This window comes from Nostoc sp. NMS9 (genome assembly GCF_017114995.1).
Lineage (GTDB): Bacteria > Cyanobacteriota > Cyanobacteriia > Cyanobacteriales > Nostocaceae > Nostoc.
Genome location: NZ_JABXKL010000028.1, coordinates 1 through 16,198 on the forward strand (window position 1 = coordinate 1; position 16,198 = coordinate 16,198).

Here is a 16,198-nt window from a genome sequence, read left to right on the forward strand (position 1 = left end):
GCGGCCACGATAGTTTAGGGGTTGCCCTACGCAAAAATAGCTCGATGCCAGGTTTTATAATTCAAAATAAAAGCCCCTAGCTCACATCACAGCTTGGGGCTTTTGTTATGGTTGTGTGACAAAAAACTATAGCAATTTAATAACTATATTCAGATTGATTATTGTAGTAGTTGCAATCTCCATACCTTTTCCTCTAGCTATTTGTGACAGTAGCATTTTTGTCTTCGTCAGACATCGCCTCGTTGCAGAAAACTGCATAATTAACGAATATTTGCTTGTTTATCGTCCAAAGGTGCAATTTTATTAGATACTCAAAGAATCTATATTAATAGCACCCAATGACGAGAAAAGACCTATTCAACAGGTGTTTGCAGTTCGGATTGGCAGGGTTGCTGGGCTGGCTAATTGTCAGTATCTTCAATGCTAAAACCCAAGCACAGCAAAGTAATATCGTACCTGACAACACACTTGGTGCTGAGTCCTCTCAAGTTATAGGCAACTTTCAAGGACAACCGATTGAAGTAATTACAGGTGGTGCGATTCGCCAAATCAATCTGTTTCACAGCATTGGAGAATTTAATATTAGCGAGGGACGGGAGGCGTATTTCTTGAGTCCTAGCGCAGATATCCAAAATATTATGGCACGGGTAACAGGTAATAACCCTTCAGAAATTTTGGGGAGACTCGGCACATTTGATAATTCTAATCCTAATGTATTTTTTATAAATCCTAATGGGATTGTGCTTGGAAAAGATGCCAGTTTAGATGTACAGGGTTCGTTTGTGGGGACAACTGCAAACGGGATACAGTTTGGTAATCAAGGTGTTTTTAGTGCGACAAATCCTCAAGTAGCGCCATTGTTGACGGTGAATCCTTCGGCGTTGTTGTTTAATCAGATTAATCTGAATGCGGCGATCGCTAGTCAATCTAGACTAGGAAATGGGGGGGGCTTTTTGCTTCCTTAGGTAAAAGCTTGTTGTTAGTTGGAGGCAATGTAATACTTGATGGCACACAGATGGGTGTTACAGAAGGTAGCATTGAAATAGGAAGTGTATCGGGTTGTGGAAGCGTAGAATTAATTTCTAATCGAAATGGATTACAGTTAGGTTTTTCAGACACTATACTACGATCTGATGTGGTGTTACAAAACAATGCACAAATATTTGCGATCGCTGATGGTGATTTCGGTGGTGGTGATATTGCGATTTATGCTCGTAATTTAGATGTTAGGGGAGACAGCCTGATTCGAGGAGGTATCCTAGCAGGATTACCAACAAAAGCTGAGACTCAAGCTGGAGATATATAAATGCAGACGATCGCATTTCTTTAGGTCAAAATCTACTGGTTAATAACGGTATTCAAGATACTGGTGATGGTATTGGAGGCAATATTAGCTTCAATACAGGTTCGTTATTTATGACTGATAATGCTGCGGTAAATAGTTTTACTGCTGGAAAGGGGAACGCAGGAGATATTATTTTTAATGATTGTGACTTAATTTCTTTAAATACCAATGCACAGATAAATAGTTTCGCAGTAGATAGCAATGGTGGCAACATTCGCATTAGTACAGGAACTCTATCCGCCAAGAATGACGCTTTACTGGAGGTTAACAGGAACAGGTGGAAAAGTCGAAATTAACTCGCAAGGTATCTTTGGTATCGAGTCGCGGACAAAGCCGACCGAAAAGATATTACAGCCAGTTCCGAACAAGGCGTTTCAGGTGTAATCAACATTAACGCACCCGATACCAGTTCCATTCAAAACAGCTTCACCGAATTATCCCCGGTCATCGATACTAATGCACTCATCGCTAATAGTTGCATTTCACGCGGCACAAAGCGACAAGAAAACTCTTTTACCATTACAGGTTCTGGTGCTTTGACTACTAATCGTCCTGGTGTTTTGGTTTTTAACTACACAACTGGTGAGGTGAGAGGTATCGAAACTATATCCCGTCTTTGGAAGAAAGGCGATCCGATTATTGAACCTACTGGTGTATATCAGCTGAATAATGGGCAGTTGCTATTGAGTCGAGAATGTTCTAATTAATGTTACACATCCACCTTTTTTGCTTGTTTGCGTGCAGTGTATACATGGAGAATGAACGAATTGCAGAAAACTGCATAATTAACGAATATTCACTTGTTTATTGTCCAAAGGTGCAGTTTTATTAGATACTCAAAGAATCTATATGAAAACGCACCCAATGACGATCAAATACGGATTAAACAGGTATTTGCAGTTCGGATTGGCAGGGTTGCTGGGCTGCTTAAGTGTAAGTCTCCTCATTAGCGAAAGCCAGGCACAGCAAAGTAATATCGTGCCTGATAACACACTTGGGGCTGAGTCCTCTCAAGTTATAGACAATTTTCAGGGACTACCAATTGAAATAATTACTGGTGGTGCAACTCGTCAAATCAATCTATTTCACAGCTTTCGAGAATTTAATATCAGCACTGGTAGAGGGGCTTATTTTTTTACTCCTAATGCTGATATTCAAAATATTCTGGCATGGGTGACAGGTAATAACTCTTCAGAAATATTGGGGAGACTGGGCACACTTAGCAGTTCTAGCCGGAATTTATTTTTGATAAATCCCAATGGGATTGTGTTTGGTAAAGATGCCAGTTTAGATGTGCAAGGTTCGTTTATAGGGACAACTGCGAACGGGGTACAGTTTGACAATCAAGGGGTTTTTAGTGCGACAAATCCCCAAGCAGCGCCATTGTTAACAGTGAATCCTTCTGCGTTGTTGTTTAATCAGAAATATTACGACAAGCAACCTTGCTCTCACTGGTAGCGCACGATTAGATACTAGTACCTTTGGGCAAGGAAATGCAGGTAACTTAATTATTAACGCTAGCGATCGCTTTGCACTAGAAGGAGCAAGTGGAGAAGTAGCCAGTGCAATTTTCAATATGGTGGAATTAGGCGGTGAGGGCAAAGGTGGCAACATAGAATTAATGCTGGTTCAGTTTCTATTTCTGATAGTGCATTTATCAACGCTTCAACCAAAGGTAGAGGTGATGCTGGAAATATTACCATCAACGCCCGCGATCGCATCTCGGTCAATGGTATAGGTCAGCCTAGATTGAGCACCTTGAATGCAGGCGATCGCATTTCCCTCGACAGTAGCGAAATTCTTAGTTCGGTAGGCGATAATGCAGAAGGGAGAGGAGGCGGTATTTTTTTAACGGGGCGATCGCTTGACCTCAAAAATCAATCAGTTGTTTCCGTTGGCAGTTCTGGCAAGGGAGAAGGAGGAGATATTTTAGTTAAAGCCGATACTCTGCAACTGAGAAATCAATCTCAAATCTCGGCTGAAACTGGAACAACTAATGGAGGCAATATTAACTTGATAATTGATGGTCTACTGTTGTTACGTCGTAATAGCTCTATTTCTGCAACTGCGGGTTTGGTAGAAGGTGCAGGTAATGGTGGTAACATCAATATCAACTCAAAATTCATCATTGCCATTCCTAAAGAAAACAGCGACATTAGCCCCAACGCCTTTCAAGGAAGCGGTGGAAACGTAGAAATTAACTCGCAAGGTATCTTCGGTATCGAGTCGCGGACAAAACCAACTGAAAAAAGTGATATTACAGTAAGTTCTGAACTAGGCGTATCAGGTGCGATCAACATTAACGCACCCGATACCAGTTCCATTCAAAACAGCTTCACCGAATTATCCCCGGTCATCGATACTAATGCACTCATCGCTAATAGTTGCATTTCACGCGGCACAAAGCGACAAGAAAACTCTTTTACCATTACAGGTTCTGGTGCTTTGACTACTAATCGTCCTGGTGTTTTGGTTTTTAACTACACAACTGGTGAGGTGAGAGGTATCGAAACTATATCCCGTCTTTGGAAGAAAGGCGATCCGATTATCGAACCTACTGGTGTATATCGGCTGAATAATGGGCAGTTACTATTGAGTCGAGAATGTTCTTAATTTTGGATCAAGTCGAGCTAAAATCATGACGGAAAGAAGCCTATAACTCCTAAATATGTATCTCTATACAAGATGCATACATCGTTCACACAGATGATAAAATTTACAAATTTCAACAGTGCCGGTAAACTGACCGCTCTTTTGTTCCTGATAACTCTCTTTCTCACACCTTGTGTGATTGTAAATGCAGGAGAACGTGGTGTATTAATGAAATTTGGCGAAGTACAAAACCAGATTTTAGGAGAAGGACTTCACCTAATTATTCCTGTAGTCAATAATGTGAAAAAGTTGAGTATCCGAGTCCAAAAACAGGAAATTTCTGCTGAGGCTTCTTCCAAAGATTTACAAAATGTTTTTGCCGACGTAGCTCTCAATTGGCATATTATTCCACAGGAAGCAAATGCCATTTTTCAAGAAATCGGAGATGAACAAAATGTAGTTATTCGGATTATTAACCCAGCAGTTGAAGAAGTACTCAAAGCAGTAATGGCAAAGTATACTGCTGAAGAAATTATTACTAAACGAGGAGAAGTCAAAAGTGGAGTAGATGATACATTGTCCACACGACTGGGTAGCTATCACGTTGCTGTTGATGATATTTCTCTAGTCCATGTGCATTTTTCAGAACGATTTGGTGAGGCGGTGGAGGCAAAGCAGATTGCTGAACAAGAAGCAAAACGAGCAGAGTTTATCGCACTGAAAGCAACAAAAGAGGCTGAGACAAAAGTTAATTTAGCCAAAGGAGAGGCTGAGGCACACAGATTATTACGTGATGGTTTAACTCCAGAAATTCTGCAAAGGCAAGCAATAGAAAAATGGAATGGTAAGTTGCCATTAATTGTAAGTAAGGAGCCTCCCAAATTGTTGAATTTAAGTGAATTTTTAAAATTTGACGAAAATTGATCTTCTTGCTAGCTGATTTGCTCTCCATCCAGAGACTTAGAACCCCGATTTCTTGAATAAGTCAGTTTTTTTGTTCGTAACTCCTCCACCTATTGCTATATATACATAGTATGGGTGCATATCTATGTACCCATACTCTCGATTCCTTGTAGAAAGGTGATAAACTGAATTAACTGTTGGAGAATAAAATAGGAGAATCAAGAATCTTCAACTGGATCAACAGCATAATCAACAGGGTATAAACTGTCGAAGAAATTAAACCTGTGAACAATTCTTTTTTGAAGTTATGCTCTTGAGGCTCTTTTTGAAAAATGTCCTTAGAACCGAATTGCATCAAGAGAATTCCCACAATATTAGAGAGCCAGTATCCGATAATTGAACAAGGTAGAAGCAATTTTGGGGAAAGTAAACTACATGCATACCCAAAACCATAAGCTATTGGCAAATTGAATAGTAAGTCATTCCACCAACATAATGGTGATAATAAATATCCTAGTACTAGAAAAAATCCACCTCTGAGTTTTTTGAAAATGTCTTTTTTGAACTCCACTGGAGTAGACTGTTGTAATTGGTCTAGTGCTGTGTCTCTTGTTACATTCAACTTTTGACTAACGTTTTGGACGCTTTCCATAAAAAACCACTATTCCTATCGTCTTAGTGTAGTTTAATATATAAACTAAATTAACGTCTAGTACACGAGTGATGACATTTTGGCTTTTTAATGCTGAAAGTTTTACTAATGGATAGTCTCAGCAAAATTGTAAAAAGCAAAATTGAGGTTAAATCAACTGCAACTTCACGATATCTGAATTTCTGCTAGAGACACATCAGTTAGTTCGCTTCTTGCAGAATCTAGATTTTTCCTTGAATATCTGAGTGATATAGAACAATTTATACACAATTGAGAAAATCAACACTATTTATTGCTAAATAAGTTTCAAAATAAATATATATCTTCCTAAATCATAGCACACGATGAGTTCTAACACCGATACTGCAATAGCCAGAGCCTTATTAGGTTGGGGTGAATGTTGAGTTGCAAAATTTTTATGTTTTTGCATATAGCAGGGGCAGAAATTTGAAATAATAATAGCTACAATAAAAGTGCTGAGGTATCTTAATCGAAAAATGACAGATTTAACTCCAAACAGCACCTTTTTAATAGTAGGAATTGTTTTTATAACGATTGCTGTCATCGGGCAATCTAAATTAGCTTTTATTGAAATAAATCCTGGTTGTTTTGGGAGAATTTTGGCTTTACTCATTGGTATTTCAACCCTATTATATGCTTTAGGACTACTCAATTTTTCAACAGTAAACCTGGATTTATTAAGAACTTCTCTGACAGAACAAATAAAACAGAGTATAAGTTCAATTAATGACCTTTTGCAAGGTTCGTAATAGATCATAAATAAACTTTTCTGTCTGCATCTTACAGCAATTTTCAGGTAAATAGATCGCAGTGGTTGAACCAACCGAAGGCATCATCTTCGGTAATGTAAATGTACATTTTTACTGAGTATATTAACGCTTCTTCCCCTATCACCTTGATTCTTTTACCTGGATGCGAAATTTGCCCAATAATCGCTGCCAAGCTAGTTCTTTTGTCGTTTCATCCCAATGCCAGCGCAATAAATTAGCGGGTTGACTCTTGGCAATTCCAGGCAAACCAATGGCTTGTCTAGGTGCATCTGTAGCTAGTAAAATAGCAGTCTCCACATCACAAATCCCCCATTTTACCAAATTCTGCACTCCCACTAATAAGGGTAAAGTCGTCCCCGATAAAGTACCATCGGCTAGTCGTGCTGTACCGTTTTGAACTTCAATTTGCCGACTGTCCCAAGGATAGACGCCATCGGGTAGCCCCAGAGGTGAAAGGGCATCGCTGACGAGGAACAGCCCTTTTTCTTGATAGCTAGCGCGAAGTAATATTTGCAGCATCGTGGGCGAAACGTGTTCACCATCAGCAATAAAACCACACATCACATCAGGATGAGTAATTGCTGCCCCTAATAATCCTGGTTCGCGGTGATGCAATGGTGGCATGGCATTGAAAGCATGAGTTACCATCGTTGTACCGAGTTCAAAAGCAAGTTGCGCTTGGGCTGATGTTGCCTGAGAATGTCCTAAGCTAACGGTAATCCCTAAAGAACGCAAATATGGAATTATTTCGCCTGTGGGATCTAACTCCGGCGCTAGGGTGATGACTTTTACAACATGGGCATAATCACCCAAAACCCGCTTTACATCGTCAATTGTTAAGGGTAACAAGTACTCTGCTGGGTGTGCGCCGCGCTTTTGGTAATTCAAAAATGGGCCTTCTAGATGTACTCCGAGAATCTTAGCAGATGACCTTACCCCCAACCCCTCTTTGTTGAGAGAGAGGAGAGTAAAATTAGCAATGACTGCAAGCGATCGCTGGATCTTTTCTACTGAAGTTGTCACAAGTGTCGGTAAAAATCCATCTACCCCGACATCCCACAAAAATTGCGTTATTTTCTGGAGTACATGAGCATTTTCAGCCGTTAAATCAGGAAATGCCAAACCCAACGCACCGTTAATTTGCAAATCAACGCCACCCAATGAAATCCAGTCACCTGCAACATCTATCACGGATGTACAGATGTCCTTTTCTACTGTACCCATTGGCAAGATTTGCTCAATTATGCCCTTTTGATTAACCAAGAGCATCTGCAAATCTTTGTAACCAGGTACTCTAGCATTGATAATATCTACAGGATTTTGTCTTGCTTGGGTCATCACACTCACGAGAAGATAGCTAAATCTGATTTTAGATGCAACCAACATCAATGAATCAATTTAAACAACGTCAATAGATGAGATGATGATCTGCATCACCTAGCTTCTATAAGCTAGCTCAAATAATTTTGAATTTTAAATTTTGAATTTTGAATTATTATGACTCCCCTAGTTGGTATTATCATGGGCAGCGATTCCGATTTGCCCACTATGAAAGATGCGATCGCAGTTTGTGAAGAATTTGGTATTGAGAGTGAAGTGGCGATCGTTTCTGCTCACCGTACCCCAGAACGTATGGTACAATATGCTCAACTTGCACACCAACGCGGTATTAAGGTAATTATTGCAGGTGCCGGTGGTGCTGCCCATCTACCTGGAATGGTAGCGTCTTTAACTCCCCTTCCTGTGATCGGTGTTCCTGTACCCACTCGGAACTTACAAGGTGTAGATTCTTTGTATTCTATTTTACAGATGCCTGGTGGTATTCCTGTGGCAACAGTAGCGATCGGTAATGCCAAAAATGCCGGACTTTTAGCAGTACAAATCCTCGCAACTCATCAACCAGAATTGCTAGAAAAAGTGCAACAATATCGCCAAACCTTATGTGAATCTGTAATTGCAAAGCAAGCAAAACTAGAACAACTAGGCTATGAGCAATATTTACAGCAGATGTTTTAATAAATATTAATACCAGAGCAGCAGGAGAGTAAAGGAGCAGCGAAAGAATTCCTAACTCTTGACTTAATGACAAATGACCAATGACCAATGACCAATGACAAATGACAAATGACAAATGACAAACCAAACTATTTATATTGTTGCCCGTCTTATTGCTTTGCCTAACAAAGTAGAAGAACTAAAAGCTCTACTGTTAGAACTCATTGAGCCAGCCCGTCAGGAAGCAGGTGCAATCGAGTATAAACTTTTACAAAACCAAGACGATCCAACAGACTTTACTTTTGTAGAAGAATGGACTTCTGATGAAGCCCTGAATACTCATTTAGACTCACCTCATTTCCGAGCGGCAGCAGCTAAACTCGAAGGTTTAGTGACTGCTGCACCAGATATCCGCCGCTACCATCTTTTGGCATAGTGTCATCTTGCTAACTAGAAGCAGACTCTTTATTTTTGGGGATCATTTGGAATATTCTCAGTCTTAAATTCTAAGATTGAAGCGATCGCTCCAGAATCATGCAGCATTCTGAAGTATCTTGATCCTGAGGCCTTAGTCAAAAATTGAGAGCTGCAACATCCATGTGCCAACTGCTCGGAATGAATTGCAATGTTCCAACGGATATTTGCTTTTCTTTTGAAGGGTTTTCTGCACGGGGAGGAAAAACGGATGACCATAGCGATGGTTGGGGCATTGCTTTCTTTGAAGGAAAGGGATGTCGAATGTTTTTAGATGCCCAACCTTCTGTTGCTTCTCCGGTAGCGGAGTTTGTACGGAGTTATCCCATCCACTCAACCCATGTTATAGCCCATATCCGCAAAGCTACTCAGGGTGAAATTGCCCTGCACAACTGCCATCCTTTCCGCAGAGAATTGTGGGGTCAGTATTGGGTGTTTGCCCACAACGGTAATTTGCCAAATTTTGATCCAGAAAATTTGGGTTTTTATCAAGCCGTAGGTGATACCGATAGTGAAAAAGCATTCTGTATGATGCTAGAAACATTGCGATCGCGCTTTCCTAAAGGTAAGCCCGATATCAAAGAACTGTACGCTGTGCTGCAAGAAATTACTGCTGTAATTGCGAAAGTAGGTATATTTAATTACTTATTATCAGATGGAGAACACTTTTTTGCTTATTGCTCAACTAAACTCAGCTACATTATTCGCCAAGCGCCCTTTGCTGCTGCCCATTTAATTGACCAAGACATGACCGTAGATTTTCGGGAAGTGACTACTGAACGCGATCGCGTTGCTGTCATTGCTACCACACCCTTGACTGACAACGAAGTTTGGACACAAATCCAACCAGGGGAATTACTAGTTTTTCAGGACGGGCTACCCCTGAAATATACATTCAGTTAATAATAAATAGTTGTTCGATTTTTCCCATTTAGATAATTTCTAGATGGGTTTTGTTTTTGATGCTCAGGACTTATTTGATTTTGTTGCCCTACGTTGAGCGAAGCCGATCGCTAGAACAGACTGTCCTTAAAAATTAGCTATTCCCTAGCAAGTTGCTTGATGCATCAGATAGCTAATTGCGATGCCTACGGCGGGCTGCGCCTACGCAATTTGATAGTTGAAAGTAAAAGCATTTTTAATTTTTCACAGAACTGGTAAAATCACCATGTTCTTGATAAAGAATGTGAGGTTTTTTAGTGTTTGCAACTAGATACATGGAATCATCCAGTATTATAAACAGTATATAACCGTATTCCCATCAATTATCTGTAGATTTAGTGGAGGAAATAGAATGAGTTTGTGGCAACGCCCACTGAAAAGATTACAAGCGATGTCTTACGACAAGCTGCTTCTCTCCGAGATGCTACGCGAACGCATCTACGCTGAACATAGAACGTATCGGTTCAAACTAAGTTCGCTCAAAGGCTTTGTATCACTCTTTTTGGTAGGTACTGTATTGAGTGTAGCCCTTGCCGCCTGCTCTGGTGGAGGAACTGGGAGTACTTCTTCCTCTGAAACCCCTGCTGCTAATGCTACTCCTGTGGCTGCAAGTAAAGATAATGTTGAACTAACTCTAGTTTCCTTTGCTGTCACCAAAGCCGCTCACGAAGCAATTATTCCTAAGTTTGTAGAACAGTGGAAAAAAGATCATAATCAAACCGTCGTTTTCAAGCAAAGCTATGGTGGTTCTGGTTCCCAAACTCGTGCTGTTATCGATGGTTTGGAAGCAGATGTTGTCCACTTGGCGCTGGCTGGAGATACCACAAAGATTGAGAAGGCTGGATTAATTCAGCCAGGATGGGAGAAAGAAGTTCCCAACAATGGTATTGTCTCCAAATCTGTTGCAGCATTAGTCACTCGTTCCGGCAATCCTAAAGGCATCAAGAACTGGCAAGATTTAGCCAAAGACGGTGTGAAATTGATTACTGCTAACCCCAAAACTTCCGGCGGTGCTAAGTGGAATTTCTTAGCACTATGGGATTCTGTAATTAAAACAGGTGGCGATGAGGCTAAAGCTACTGAATTTGTGACTAAAGTTTACAAAAATGTGCCAATCTTGCCTAAAGATGCACGGGAAGCTACTGATACATTTGCCAAGCAAGGGCAGGGAGATGTCTTAATCAACTACGAAAACGAAGTTATTTTGGCACAGCAAAAGGGCGAGAAGGTTGAGTATGTCGTTCCCGATGTGAATATATCCATCGACAATCCGATCGCTGTGGTAGATAAAAACGTCGATAAGCACGGAACCCGCGAAGTTGCTGAAGGTTTTGTGAAATACCTCTATAGCCCAGAAGCACAGCAAGAGTTTGTCAAATTGGGATTCCGTCCTGTGGATGAGACTTTAGCTCAAACCAAGGAAGTCACAGACAAATTTCCCAAGCTGAAAACTCTGGGTACAGTTGCAGACTTGGGCGGTTGGGAAGCAATTGATAAGAAGTTCTTCGCAGATGGGGGCGTGTTTGACAAGATTCAAGCCAAAAAATAATTCGTAATTCGTAATTCGTAATTACAGCAGATTTCAAGGAAAGTGAGGTAGACAACGATTTGTCTGTTACTCATGTATAAAGCGTGTTTTACTCCTGAATTCTGAATTCTGCTGTATGACCCCACAACTTTCTTCTCTTTAGAATTAAAAGTAGTTGGTCTGTGCTTGAATTACGAATTAGCAATTACGAATACTGGCAAAAAGCTCCTTGTGAATTTTAAATTTTGAATTTTTCACTATGACAACTGTATCTCCTTCTGTGGAAGTTGAACGCAAAACGCCATTCTGGAAGAGATTGGGGCGAGTTCCTTGGACTTGGCGAATCACCATTGCATACCTGACGGTGATGTTGTTTATCCCTATAGTTGCCATGTTCCTGAAAGCAGCTACAGAACCTCCATCAAGGTTTTGGGCGATCGCAACCAGTGATATCGCACTAGCAACATACAACGTAACTTTTGTGACGGCAATATTTGCTGCCTTACTCAATGGCGTATTTGGAACTCTGATTGCTTGGGTTCTGGTTCGCTACAACTTTCCCTTAAAGCGCTTGATTGATGCCACAGTGGATTTACCCTTTGCACTACCAACTTCGGTAGCAGGGTTAACCCTGGCAACAGTTTACAGCGATAACGGGTGGCTAGGTTCGCTACTAGCACCACTGGGAATTAAGGTGTCTTTTACCCGCACGGGAGTAGCGGTAGCAATGATATTTATCTCACTACCTTTTATTGTGAGAACTGTGCAACCCGTGCTTCAGGAAATGGAACATGAAATTGAAGAAGCCGCCTGGTGTCTGGGTGCTTCTCAATGGCAGACCTTCTGGAAAGTGATTTTGCCACCTTTATTTCCCACGATTTTGACTGGTGTTGCCTTGGGTTTCTCTCGTGCAGTTGGAGAGTATGGTTCGACTGTGATTATCTCTTCTAATACGCCCTTCCAAGATTTGATCGCACCTGTACTGATTTTCCAACGGCTAGAGCAGTACGACTATTCTGGTGCAACAGTAATTGGCATAGTTTTACTATCAATTTCGTTGGTACTGTTATTAGCAATTAATTTCTTACAAGCATGGGCAAGGCGATATGACAGTAGATAAGCCAAGTTTTCACTCATCTGCATCTGCATCAGATACAGCCAAGCCGAAAGAGCAGAAAAGTTGGGTGCCAATAGTTTTAATTGGTATAGCGATCGCCTATTTGGCCCTAGTTCAATATATCCCGGCAATTAACGTTTTTATCCAAGCCTTCAGCAAGGGAGTTGCGCCGTTTCTGTCCAATCTGACGCGACCAGCTTTTATCCATGCAGCTTGGCTGACACTGTTGTTAGCTGTGATTTCTCTACCTTTAAATACGGTATTTGGTTTATGTGCAGCTTGGGCGATCGCTCGTCATAAATTTCCTGGACGCGCCGTAGTTTTGAGCATTATTGACCTGCCCTTTTCGATTTCGCCCGTAGTTGCAGGATTAATGATTGTGCTACTTTACGGCCGGAATGGGTGGTTTGGCCCTTGGCTCCAAGCCCATGATATCAAGATTATCTTTGCCTTTCCAGGTATGGTATTGGCTACAGCCTTCGTGAGTATGCCCTTTGTGGCGCGGGAAGTGATTCCGGTTTTAGAAGAGTTTGGTAAGGATCAAGAAGAAGCTGCTAGAACACTAGGTGCAAAAGATTGGCAGATATTTTTGCGCGTCACCCTACCCAGTATTCGTTGGGGCTTACTCTACGGTTTAATTTTGACCAATGCCAGAGCAATGGGTGAATTCGGAGCAGTTTCAGTAGTATCTGGTAACATTGCTGACCAAACCCAGAGCCTACCACTGTTTGTAGAAGACGCTTACAAACAATACGAAACTGAAGCTGCCTTCTCTGCGGCTGTACTGTTAGCGTTGCTAGCAGTAGTAACCTTGGTGCTGAAGGAGATTCTAGAACGGAAAACCCGCATTAAAAATGTTGAATAGAAAAATCAAGCGATTATAGTTATCTTTTGAAATAGGATACAAGCAAATCATGGGACATGGTACGATCTACCTAGTACCTATCAGGAAATTACCGTTAGGGTTAAGAGTAGTTCTGTACCAATCCCGATTAGGGATTGAAATAACTCAGATATGGCTACTGACAATACACTTACCAATAAACGGATTCGACTCAGAATTCCTAAAGATTATCACCAGGAACCTGTTATTTCTCGCCTGGTGTCTGACTATGGACTGATTGTGAATATCACGGCAGCGATTTTGGGAGCCAATGCTGTCGGAGATGGTTGGTTTGACCTTGAACTACAAGGAACAGATGCACAAATTCAAAGCGGGTTAACTTATCTCCGCGACTTGGAATTGGAAGTCTGGGATGATACTAAAGCAAGCGATTGGTAAGGATTATAGCAACACAAACAGTTTATTTATCTGGCTTTAAGAGAATTGCAACCCGCAGATCCCCAACTTCGTAAAAGTTGTCGGGGATCTTGTTTCTCATGAATGATTCAGAATTGCTGTAGTGGTTTGTCTACAAAAGGGTATACCAAATACCGTTATTATTTTGACGTAAAATACGGTATCTTCCCTCAAGAAATTCTAGCATTCTTGGAAAATTTTTGTTGATAGTAGGCTGCTGAATATAATCAATAAAGATATAAGGAGGCTTAGATGAATCTAACTCTTCTAGAAGTTTTGTCCATTGCTCAGGCAGAAAATATTCAAGTGCCCAACCACGTAGTGATGTTGCCTGAGTCCGATTGGAGAAGTAATAAATAGATGGATCGCCAGCTACATAAATCTTACCAGGAAGACTTCCTGGTTGGGAGATAAATTCAGCCTCTGAACGAAGAGATGGATATTTTTCTCTAAAAACAGTCTGATATTTGAATCGTGTATCTTCAGTTAAAGCAAAGTTATTATTAACCAGAACAACACTCTTTTTTATAAGAGTGTTCGATAAAGGTAATAAAAACAAAAATATTAGCAAGATTGTAGTAAATGGGGAACTCAATTTTTTTAAAGACTCCCATAAAACATCTAATCCTTTAGTTGCTAAAATACCTAAAGGTACAAATAATAGTAAATAATGGTATTCCCAAAATGCCCCACGTTGTAGAACAATCACACCCCAAGCAAAAATACACCAAATCACAAGTAGCAAAGTCAATATATTCTTAGACTTACGCAATGATACATCTACTGCAACAGTAGCGGCTAAAAGTAGAGGGTAAAAATTATTTAAGAACCATTTTATTCCTGCAAAAAGCCCACTTGGGTCAAATTGGGAATTAGCAACAATCCGAGGTGGATATAAAAAGAATGTTTGATACAAAATTGGTAAACTATTAAACCAGGCAAAATAGCTAACAATAAATAAAATAGGAAATGTAATCCCCATAAAAAGTGGAATAACTATTTCTACAAAACTTTTTTGAATTTGCTCCCGTTTTATTATCACAGAATATATCAAAATAGTTAGCCAAAATGAAATTAATATTAGCAGAAGTATTAATTTAAAAATGAGGACAATTCCACCAACAAAACCTGACAGTAAAAGTGGAAAAAATCTTTGTCTTCCTTCATATTTAAAAGATTGAGAAGTCAGCCAAAGACAAATGAATAAAGGAAAACTAACCAGTGCTTCCACTTGAGTAAGATGCCAAGGCTGTGAAACAGTATAGTAAACGCCAACCGTTAACAAAGGTACTAGACTGGCGATTATCGGATGCCGAAAATAGCTTTTTAGACTCAGCAACAATACTATAGACAGAAACACCATATAAATAAGTTCAAAGAGATGGATGCCAATCTCGTTAAAACCAAATAAAGTTCCCGCTAAAAAGTAAAAGTAAAAAATCCCTGGTTGCTTCACATCCCAAAAATCACGATATAGTAACTTTCCTTGTTGCATCTCCAAAGCACCTAGCCTAAAAAATGCTTGATCTCCATCAAATGGAAAAGGCAAATGTATAAGACCAATAATCACAATTGCAATCAAAACTAGAAAGTCAATTTTATTTAATTTAGTAATATTAATCATCAACCTTAATAATTAAAATTTAAGCAACTATCCTACACTGATTAATATCCTAACAGGGTAAAGAGCAAGGCAATTTTAGGATATGAACTTAAAGTTTAAAGTTTCTGCGATCGCGTCAACACTGACTTTTCATTTTATTAAAAATTAGCTGAAGTACCAAAAATATTTCAGTAAGTAGGCAGGAATAAATTAAAGTATATTAACTAATGTAAAAAACAGAATGTTTTCTCTACTTTGAACGCTCTAGCCCTCAAAGTAGGGCTAGAGGCGCTTAATCTAAACCTTTAATTATTAACACCGTTCTACTTCTTACACTGGAGGAAATAAGTATGAGTAGACTTCTTGCATAAATCAAAAAAAGAACCCCACCCCGCCTTTGACTTACGTCAAATTCTCCCCTCCCCGCCTGCGGGGAGGGGTTGGGGGTGGGGTGTTAGGGGACTTTTCCAAGAGGTCTAATAAAAACTTTCCTTCCAAGTGGAACATCTAACGTCGTCCACAGCCTAAGTCTCAAGTTGCGCGTGGATCGCTCAAACCGGACTATTTCTTGAAAAGATACCTGACTTTATATTCTTGCAAAAATGTCAACCGTATTAACCTCATGACTGTCTAAATAAAATAAGTATATTTTACGTAAATTTGCCAATTGTTTTTTTGCGGTCTTTGTGAGACTCTCCTTTACATAACATTTAATGCATTAAATCGATAGACTTACAGTAGTTTAATAAAAGCCAGAAATATGAAAATTTCTATGAGGCTGACATTCAAGCAGGCACAGTTGAGTTGTGAGGACACGACATCAGCAAAATTCTCTGCCGAACCAAAAAATTGCGTAGGCGCAGCCCGCACTTCTGTACGAGACGCTGCGCGTAGCTTCCTTCCACGAAGTGGTACGGCAGCATCAGTGACCACCGTAGGCATGGCTATTGGAAATT

The 16,198-nt window shown here is 40.2% G+C and carries 20 protein-coding genes; 16 read left to right on the forward strand and 4 right to left on the reverse strand.

The features are described from left to right. The first annotated feature begins 338 nt into the window (after positions 1-338). The 8 genes from HWQ40_RS09665 to HWQ40_RS09700 all read left to right on the forward strand — a co-directional run bounded on the left by HWQ40_RS09665 (position 339) and on the right by HWQ40_RS09700 (position 4,861). A complete protein-coding gene (locus HWQ40_RS09665) occupies positions 339-965 on the forward strand; it encodes a filamentous hemagglutinin N-terminal domain-containing protein (protein WP_292777056.1) in 627 nt (208 codons plus the stop codon). 8 nt (positions 966-973) lie between these two features. Then, complete coding sequence (locus HWQ40_RS09670; protein ID WP_292777058.1) at positions 974-1,306, forward strand: hypothetical protein; 333 nt, start codon at positions 974-976, stop codon at positions 1,304-1,306. A 240-nt stretch (positions 1,307-1,546) separates the two neighbouring features. Beyond that, on the forward strand, positions 1,547-1,729 hold the full coding sequence (locus HWQ40_RS09675; protein ID WP_292777060.1) for a hypothetical protein: 183 nt from the start codon (positions 1,547-1,549) through the stop codon (positions 1,727-1,729). 152 nt (positions 1,730-1,881) lie between these two features. Beyond that, on the forward strand, positions 1,882-2,052 hold the full coding sequence (locus tag HWQ40_RS09680) for a hypothetical protein (RefSeq protein ID WP_292777062.1): 171 nt from the start codon (positions 1,882-1,884) through the stop codon (positions 2,050-2,052). 157 nt (positions 2,053-2,209) lie between these two features. Next, positions 2,210-2,803, forward strand: coding sequence for a filamentous hemagglutinin N-terminal domain-containing protein (locus tag HWQ40_RS09685; protein WP_292777064.1), 594 nt, complete (start codon positions 2,210-2,212; stop codon positions 2,801-2,803). Positions 2,804-2,921: 118 nt separating this feature from the next. Continuing rightward, a complete protein-coding gene (locus HWQ40_RS09690) occupies positions 2,922-3,083 on the forward strand; it encodes a hypothetical protein (RefSeq protein ID WP_292777067.1) in 162 nt (53 codons plus the stop codon). An 11-nt stretch (positions 3,084-3,094) separates the two neighbouring features. Next, positions 3,095-3,958, forward strand: a complete 864-nt coding sequence (locus tag HWQ40_RS09695; protein WP_292777069.1) for a hypothetical protein — start codon at positions 3,095-3,097, stop codon at positions 3,956-3,958. A gap of 93 nt (positions 3,959-4,051) precedes the next feature. Further along, positions 4,052-4,861, forward strand: a complete 810-nt coding sequence (locus HWQ40_RS09700) for a prohibitin family protein (RefSeq protein ID WP_292777071.1) — start codon at positions 4,052-4,054, stop codon at positions 4,859-4,861. Between the two features lie 169 nt (positions 4,862-5,030). On the opposite strand, the gene HWQ40_RS09705 is transcribed toward HWQ40_RS09700, so the two are convergent. Further along, the gene (locus HWQ40_RS09705; protein ID WP_292777073.1) at positions 5,031-5,492 is read right to left on the reverse strand and encodes a hypothetical protein; all 462 of its coding nucleotides are present in this window, start codon (positions 5,490-5,492) and stop codon (positions 5,031-5,033) included. Between the two features lie 497 nt (positions 5,493-5,989). Between HWQ40_RS09705 and HWQ40_RS09710 the strand changes: the two genes are divergently transcribed. Further along, the gene (locus HWQ40_RS09710) at positions 5,990-6,262 is read left to right on the forward strand and encodes a hypothetical protein (protein ID WP_292777075.1); all 273 of its coding nucleotides are present in this window, start codon (positions 5,990-5,992) and stop codon (positions 6,260-6,262) included. Positions 6,263-6,403: 141 nt separating this feature from the next. Here HWQ40_RS09710 and nagA read toward each other — a convergent pair whose 3' ends face one another. Next, entirely contained in the window at positions 6,404-7,621 is a 1,218-nt protein-coding gene (gene nagA / locus HWQ40_RS09715; RefSeq protein ID WP_292777077.1) for an N-acetylglucosamine-6-phosphate deacetylase, read from the reverse strand. 159 nt (positions 7,622-7,780) lie between these two features. Between nagA and purE the strand changes: the two genes are divergently transcribed. The 7 genes from purE to HWQ40_RS09750 all read left to right on the forward strand — a co-directional run bounded on the left by purE (position 7,781) and on the right by HWQ40_RS09750 (position 13,621). Next, a complete protein-coding gene (gene purE / locus HWQ40_RS09720; RefSeq protein ID WP_292777079.1) occupies positions 7,781-8,299 on the forward strand; it encodes a 5-(carboxyamino)imidazole ribonucleotide mutase in 519 nt (172 codons plus the stop codon). Between the two features lie 115 nt (positions 8,300-8,414). Then, positions 8,415-8,714, forward strand: a complete 300-nt coding sequence (locus HWQ40_RS09725; protein WP_292777081.1) for a putative quinol monooxygenase — start codon at positions 8,415-8,417, stop codon at positions 8,712-8,714. A 161-nt stretch (positions 8,715-8,875) separates the two neighbouring features. After that, on the forward strand, positions 8,876-9,655 hold the full coding sequence (locus tag HWQ40_RS09730; RefSeq protein WP_292777084.1) for a class II glutamine amidotransferase: 780 nt from the start codon (positions 8,876-8,878) through the stop codon (positions 9,653-9,655). 391 nt (positions 9,656-10,046) lie between these two features. After that, a complete protein-coding gene (locus HWQ40_RS09735) occupies positions 10,047-11,243 on the forward strand; it encodes a sulfate ABC transporter substrate-binding protein (protein ID WP_292777086.1) in 1,197 nt (398 codons plus the stop codon). Positions 11,244-11,481: 238 nt separating this feature from the next. Continuing rightward, entirely contained in the window at positions 11,482-12,342 is an 861-nt protein-coding gene (gene cysT / locus HWQ40_RS09740) for a sulfate ABC transporter permease subunit CysT (RefSeq protein ID WP_292777089.1), read from the forward strand. After that, positions 12,329-13,204, forward strand: a complete 876-nt coding sequence (gene cysW, locus HWQ40_RS09745) for a sulfate ABC transporter permease subunit CysW (RefSeq protein ID WP_292777092.1) — start codon at positions 12,329-12,331, stop codon at positions 13,202-13,204. Before cysT ends, cysW begins: the two co-directional genes overlap by 14 nt. Before the next feature lie 150 nt (positions 13,205-13,354). Continuing rightward, entirely contained in the window at positions 13,355-13,621 is a 267-nt protein-coding gene (locus HWQ40_RS09750) for an NIL domain-containing protein (protein ID WP_289797696.1), read from the forward strand. A gap of 130 nt (positions 13,622-13,751) precedes the next feature. Here HWQ40_RS09750 and HWQ40_RS09755 read toward each other — a convergent pair whose 3' ends face one another. Together HWQ40_RS09755 and HWQ40_RS09760 are read right to left on the reverse strand one after the other, a co-directional pair. Further along, on the reverse strand, positions 13,752-15,263 hold the full coding sequence (locus tag HWQ40_RS09755) for a hypothetical protein (RefSeq protein ID WP_292777094.1): 1,512 nt from the start codon (positions 15,261-15,263) through the stop codon (positions 13,752-13,754). Between the two features lie 711 nt (positions 15,264-15,974). Next, on the reverse strand, positions 15,975-16,184 hold the full coding sequence (locus HWQ40_RS09760; protein ID WP_292777096.1) for a hypothetical protein: 210 nt from the start codon (positions 16,182-16,184) through the stop codon (positions 15,975-15,977). Between the last annotated feature and the right edge of the window lie 14 nt (positions 16,185-16,198).